Raw genomic sequence first — 5006 nt, forward strand, 5'->3', positions numbered from 1 at the left:
CGTCGTTCTTTACCGGGGTCACAGAACCCCTTGAGTTCGCGTTTATGTTCGTTGCGCCTGCTCTTTATGTTGCGCATGCAGTGTTGACAGGTTTATCATTGGCTATTGCTTCGTTCTTCCAATGGACAGCAGGGTTCGGATTCAGTGCCGGATTCGTTGACTTTGTATTGAGTTCACGACTCCCGCTCGCGAACATGCCTTATATGCTGCTATTGCAAGGTATCGTATTTGCATTCATTTATTACTTCCTGTTCCGCTTCCTGATTGCCAAGTTCAATCTGATGACGCCCGGTCGAGAAGAGGATACTGAAGAAGGGGCGATTTCGGCACCTGTTTCCCAAAGTGACCGCTTCGCTGCTATGGCGTCTGAGATTTACGCAGGGCTGGGTGGAGATGAGAATGTAACCTCCGTTGACAACTGTGTGACTCGCCTGAGAGTGGAAGTCAAGGATATGGAGGCGGTCGATCAACAACGAATCAAGGCGACCGGAGTACCGGGTATCAATATTGTAGGAACCAACTCAATACAGGTAGTCGTCGGAACGTCCGTTCAGTTTGTGGCGGATGAAGTCGAGAAGATCCGGGATCAAGGTGTTTAAGATCCAGCAATAATGTACTTTTTTTCCTAGTCTGGAGGGACGGACCTAAATATGGTCCGTCCCTCTCTTATTCTATAAATGCCCCTTACAAACCAGCACAAATGGGCTATACTTTTAATAGAAATGATAATGTGAAGAAGAAGGTTTTACAGATGACTGAAAAAAAAAGTAAAGAAGCCGACCTCTATCATCCCATTCAAAAGCATTTCACAAAACTTGGCTATAAGGTCAACGGTGAAGTGAAAGACTGTGATCTCACTGCAGTGAAGGGGGAAGAGCTGATCATTGTGGAGCTGAAGCTCTCATTGACGATCGATCTGCTGATACAGGCTGCAAAACGCCAGCGGCTGACAGAGCTTGTGTATATTGCCATCCCGAAACCGAAACGGACCCGTTCCCGAAGGTGGAATGATATATGTCACTTAGTAAAAAGGCTGGAAGTAGGATTGATTACTGTAGCACTGACTACCAGGCCGAAGGTTGAATTTGTGACACATCCCAAGCAGTTTGACCGCAAGAAAGTCATGTCCTACAGTAAGAGAAAAAGAATCGCTCTCATTAAAGAAATTGAAGGGCGCAGTGCCGACTACAATACTGGCGGAAGCAATAAGAAGAAAATCATGACTGCGTATAAGGAAAGCTGCATCCAGATCGCATGCTGTTTGGATGTACTTGGATCGATGTCCCCAAAAGCGTTGAAACAAATCGGGACAGGTGACAAAACTTCTTCCATCTTGCAGAAAAATTATTATAAGTGGTTCGAAAGAGTGCAAAGAGGTGTCTACCAAATCAGTGAAAAAGGAAAGAAGGAGTTAGCTGATTATCCGGAATTAGTGCAGTATTATACAGAGAAGCTAAAAGGAGGAAAGGATAGAGGCTGATCGACCCCATCCTGGTACTTTCTTTTATCATTTTTTATATATGATATGTTCAGCTGGCAACAGCCAAAGTATCAGGAGACACATCGCTTTTATATGGATCAGATTTCAATCGGAAAAATCCGTTTTCGGAATGTGTTTGAAGAAGAAGATGAAGCAACGGGGCAGGCTGAGAAGTCCTCCTTTTACATCCAGCCTGGTACTCCGCTCAATTGTAAAAAGACCTTTCTCTTTAGTTACGGGAAAGGTCTTTTAAATGCAATACTCTTCAAATCCAATCCGATTTCCTATAGAATTAAAGAAAGAATTTTCGGAAAAAACGATCGCAGAGCATTGATTTATAGATAAAACATGGAGGGCTTGTTTTCCCTTCACCAGTAAAAAGTGATATATTTACAGGGTAGAAAATTCAGTATATTAGGAGTATTTAGATGAAAAGACTTCTAGAGGTACCACTTCAAATAAAGATACTGGGTCTGGTCATTTCACTTCTTTTAATCGTAATCGGACTACTAACCTGGATGTTTGCCTATAGGGAGTCTCAGGAAGATGTAGAACAAGCGGAGGAACTGGCCATGCAGACCGCCAAGACTCTTTCATATATGCCGGTGATTCAGGATTCTTTCCGGGAGAAGGAGCCGGTGGATGATTTAAGTGCAGTTACGGAACAAATACGCGGACAGGTAGAAGCAACGGCCATCCTTATTCAAAACCGGGAAGGACAGATTTATAGCTTTGTAGGACAGGGAAACGGCAGTGATGAAACAAGGCATCGATTCCGGGCGCTTGTGTATGGAAGCAATGATCTTATACACACTGGAGAAGGTGAAAATGAAGTACTAAAAGGAATCGTCCCTGTCATGATTCACTATGACAACTATAAAAAAGTTGAAGGAACAGTGGCAGTAGAGTTTAGTATGCAAAACATCCGCAACAACATTGCATATGAAATTCGTACAATGCTGGTCCTTTCAGGGGGCGTCATGATCCTGGGTGTTTTCGGCAGCTTTTTATTAGCGAAAAGTATACGGAAAGATACATTTGGTCTGGAACCTTTTCAAATCGGCGCCCTTTATAGAGAAAGAAATGCGGTCCTTCAATCTGTAAAAGAAGGAATTTTGGCAATCGATCAACAAGGGACAATTACCATGATGAATCAATCGGCGCGTGAATTACTTGGTACTCAAGGTGAAGTGGAAGGAAAAAGGGTGACGGAGATCCTTGACTATGCAGCAGTAGCGGATATTCTCGATTCTTCCCTGAAAGTGTCGAATATCCAACTTCAATATAGAGATAAGACGATGATCGTGAATGCACAGCCGATTATTGAAAACAATGAAAAGGCAGGCACAGTGTGCAGTTTCAGAGATCGTACAGAAATTAAAAAAATGGTTGATGCCCTGTCCGAAGTCCAACAGTACTCTCAAGACTTAAGGGCTCAGACACATGAGTTTAAAAACAAACTTTATGTCCTTCTCGGATTAATCCAGTTGGACAAACAGACAGAAGCTATTCATTTTATCAAGCAGGAAGCGGATATGCAAGAATACCAATCTTCAATTTTTTTTCAAAGTATTCTAGATGAAAAGGTCCAAGCCATTTTATTAGGAAAAATCGCAAAAGCCTCTGAAAAGAAAATTGATTTTCAAATAGACGGTGAAAGTTCGCTATCTCCACTCCCGGAGTTTATTGGTATTTCCCCGCTTATCGTCATATTGGGGAATCTCATTGATAATGCATTCGAAGCCGTAATCGATCAAAAGGTTAAATGCGTTTCTTTCTTTGTAACAGATATCGGGGAGGATATCATATTTGAAATTGCTGACAGCGGGCCGGGAATTTCCGGAGTAGTTGAAAATATGATCTTTCAAAAAGGAATATCTTCTAAAGGTAATAATCGTGGATATGGGCTTTCGAATGTAAAAGAAGAATTAGTGCGTCTTGGAGGCTCGATTGAGTGGAGCTCTTATAAAGATGAAGGGACAGTTATGACCGTAATCCTGCCGAAAGAAAACGAACAAAAGGGGAATGGGTATGATTAAAGTACTTATAGCAGAAGATGATTTTCGTGTAGCACAAATACATGAAGAATTTCTAAAGAAAAACCCGGAGTTGAAATTGGTCGGTAAGGCGATGAATGCTAAGGAAACCTTGGAACTGCTGCATATGCACCATGTGGATTTACTTTTATTGGATGTTTATATGCCTGATCAGATGGGGACTGACCTGTTGCATCGAATCAGGGCAGAATTTCCTTCTATTGATATCATGATGATAACGGCTGCCAAAGACAAAGCTTTTTTAGAGAAGGCATTAAGTTATGGAGTCGAGCAATACTTAATTAAACCTGTAGCTTTGGAAAAATTTCAAGAAGCAATGAAGGGATACTTACAAAAGAAAATGGTTCTTGATTCAGCTAAAGAGGTAAACCAGCAGGTACTGGACCATTTCTTTGGCGGAAAAAAAACGAAGGAAGCTGAAAAAAGAAATGATCTTCCTCCAGGGATCGATTATTTAACGCTTCATAAAGTGACTGATATCCTCAATGAAGAAAAAGGAGGCATCACCTCAGAAAAAGTGGGAGAAAAGATGGGTGCCTCCCGAACGACTGCCCGAAGATATCTGGAATATTTAGTAGGAAATAAGGAAGCATCGGTCGAGCATGTTTATGGAATTGTAGGGCGGCCCGAGAGAAGATACCGGCTGGGAAATGATAGGACAGTATAAGGTGGGGACCCAGGTCTGGCACAACTTAAAGGCGATTGTCTTTAAGCTTATGTGGCAGACTTTATTTATTGAAAGGACAGGGAAGTGTATTTGTTAATAATTATAAATATTCTGAACAAAATGAACAAAATGTCCGCAAATTTTTTAAAACACAATATTTTGAAAACGTTTACATAAAAAGAATCAGCCACTAGGATTAAGTTAACGTATTTCACCTTTTGTATATGGGGATGAAACAGGTGAGTACAAAACAATAAAAGTAAAAGGGGTGCTGAAACTATGAAAAGATTAGGATTGGTAATGATTATAGCAGTATTGGCTCTGATGACTGCATGCTCAAGCTCTGCATCGGGAGGCAAGGACTTTCCTTCCAAGAATATTGAAATCGTTGCTCCTGCTTCTCCAGGCGGCGGATGGGATCTGACGGCAAGATCCGTACAAAAGGTATTAAGGGACAATGATATTGTGGATAAAAATATTAATGTTATCAATAAGCCTGGCGGCGGCGGAGAGGCAGGATGGAAGTATCTTGAAACAAAAGATTCCCACCATCTTGCGATCAATTCAAGTCTGGTATTGACAAATAAACTACTTGGACAAAGCGATCTGTCTCATGACCAATTCACTCCAATTGCCACATTGGCAACAGAGTGGCAGGCATTGGCAGTGCCGGTGGATTCAAAGTATGACACAGCAACAGCACTTCTCGATCAAATGAAGAAGGATCCCAAATCTTTAAAGATCGGGGTAGGACCAGGACTTGGAAATGATGACCACTTATCTTTAGTACAAGCGGCAAGTG

General features: G+C 41.7%; 6 protein-coding genes. All 6 read left to right on the forward strand.

The window, feature by feature from the left end; all coding sequences use genetic code 11:
* The coding region (locus tag HP456_RS19685) for a glucose PTS transporter subunit EIIB (protein ID WP_172254272.1) at positions 1-599 on the forward strand (599 nt) is incomplete at its 5' end.
* A gap of 152 nt (positions 600-751) precedes the next feature.
* Positions 752-1480 carry a DUF2161 domain-containing phosphodiesterase gene (locus HP456_RS19690; RefSeq protein ID WP_172254274.1) on the forward strand — a complete coding sequence of 243 codons (729 nt, stop codon included), beginning with the start codon at positions 752-754 and terminating at the stop codon, positions 1478-1480.
* Positions 1481-1573: 93 nt separating this feature from the next.
* Complete coding sequence (locus tag HP456_RS19695) at positions 1574-1825, forward strand: hypothetical protein (RefSeq protein WP_172254276.1); 252 nt, start codon at positions 1574-1576, stop codon at positions 1823-1825.
* 83 nt (positions 1826-1908) lie between these two features.
* Complete coding sequence (locus HP456_RS19700) at positions 1909-3519, forward strand: ATP-binding protein (protein WP_172254278.1); 1611 nt, start codon at positions 1909-1911, stop codon at positions 3517-3519.
* Positions 3512-4204, forward strand: a complete 693-nt coding sequence (locus HP456_RS19705; RefSeq protein ID WP_172254280.1) for a response regulator — start codon at positions 3512-3514, stop codon at positions 4202-4204. Before HP456_RS19700 ends, HP456_RS19705 begins: the two co-directional genes overlap by 8 nt.
* A 279-nt stretch (positions 4205-4483) precedes the next feature.
* On the forward strand, positions 4484-5006 hold a 523-nt coding region (locus HP456_RS19710), incomplete at its 3' end, for a type 2 periplasmic-binding domain-containing protein (protein ID WP_281358094.1).

It is taken from the genome of Bacillus haikouensis (genome assembly GCF_013179555.1).
GTDB classification, from domain to species: Bacteria; Bacillota; Bacilli; order Bacillales; family Bacillaceae_B; genus Rossellomorea; species Rossellomorea haikouensis_A.

Bases quoted from the DNA above. Each gene is read 5' to 3' on its own strand.
- HP456_RS19705 (WP_172254280.1), top strand. From the start codon at position 3,512: ATGATTAAAGTACTTATAGCAGAAGATGATTTTCGTGTAGCACAAATA.
- HP456_RS19690 (WP_172254274.1), top strand. From the start codon at position 752: ATGACTGAAAAAAAAAGTAAAGAAGCCGACCTCTATCATCCCATTCAA.
- HP456_RS19695 (WP_172254276.1), top strand. From the start codon at position 1,574: ATGGATCAGATTTCAATCGGAAAAATCCGTTTTCGGAATGTGTTTGAA.
- HP456_RS19700 (WP_172254278.1), top strand. From the start codon at position 1,909: ATGAAAAGACTTCTAGAGGTACCACTTCAAATAAAGATACTGGGTCTG.